Origin of the sequence: Microbacterium sp. B19 (assembly GCF_000333395.1) — a bacterium.
Taxonomy (GTDB): domain Bacteria; phylum Actinomycetota; class Actinomycetes; order Actinomycetales; family Microbacteriaceae; genus Microbacterium.
On sequence record NZ_BADA01000031.1, the window covers coordinates 1 to 1,225 of the forward strand.

Genomic DNA, 1,225 nt, shown 5'->3' on the forward strand with positions numbered 1-1,225 from the left:
ACCGCGAGTGCGCGCTCGACACCGGCGAGGTTCTCGCTCACGAGGCGACGGAGCGCGGGGNCCGCGTCCTGNTGCGCGGAGAGCCAGGCGCGAGTGGCATCCCGCAGCTGCGTGTTCGCGAGAGCGGCCGGGTAGAGCCCCACGATCAGGTACTGCGCGATCTGGTAGCTCCGGCTCTCCCAGATGGGGAGCAGCATGTCGAAGTACGGCCCGACGAACTCCGCGAGGACGTCGACCGTCGCCGGGTGCGTGAACCCGAGCGCCGCCGAGCGCACGATCGTGTTCGGCGCGTCGGCGCGGTCGATGAGCGAGCTCCACGCCTCATGCTTCGCCTCGACGGTCGGCAGCGCGGCCTTGGCCTGCGCCGCGAACTCCCCGCCCTTCGCCGTGTTGTCTGCTTCGCGGGCCGCGTCGATGTCGGCCGCGGTGACCGCGCCGCCGGCGGCGAGAGCGACCAGCAGCTGCCACGACAGGTCGGTGTCGATCTCGAGTCCATCGAGCACCGTCTCGCCGTCGCGCAGCGCGCGGACCGTCTCGACGTGCGCGGGGGTCGCCGCGGCCGAGGCGAACGCCGTCACGAACTGCAGCTGGCTGTCACTGCCGGCCCCGGCCGCCTGCGCCAGCGCCCACAGACCGTCCGCGACGCGCTCGCGAGCGGCCGCGCGGGTCGCCGGAGCGACGTAGCTGTTGGCCGCGAGCTGGAGCTGTGCGAGGGTCGTGCGGACCGTGGTCGACTCGGTCTCGGAACCGATGTTCCGCAGCACCAGGTCGATGTAGTCGGTCGCCGAGGCTTCGGCATCCCGGGTCTGGTCCCACGCGGCACCCCAGACGAGCGAGCGCGCGAGCGGGTCGGCGATGTCTTTGAGGTGCGCGATGGCCGTGGCGAGCGAGCGCTCGTCGAGGCGGATCTTCGCGTACGCGAGGTCGTCGTCGTTGAGCAGCACGAGGTCCGGACGACGGATGCCACGCAACTGCGGCACCTCGGTGCGGTCGCCGTCGACGTCGAGCTCGATGCGGTGCACCCGCTCGAGGCGGCCCGACTTGTCGAGCGAGTAGAAGCCGACGCCGAGGCGGTGCGGACGGATCGTCGGGTAGTCCGACGGCGCGGTCTGCACGATCGCGAAACGCGTGAGCGACCCGTGGTCGTCCTGCTCGATGAGCGGCGAGAGCGTGTTCACGCCCGCGGTCTCGAGCCACTTCTTGGCCCAGTCGCCCAGGTCGCGGC

At 71.9% G+C, this 1,225-nt stretch carries 1 protein-coding gene; it reads right to left on the bottom strand.

Annotation, left to right across the window (positions count from 1 at the left end; translation table 11 throughout):
• On the bottom strand, positions 1-1,225 hold a 1,225-nt coding region (locus I5G_RS01000; RefSeq protein WP_022877386.1), incomplete at both ends, for an ERAP1-like C-terminal domain-containing protein.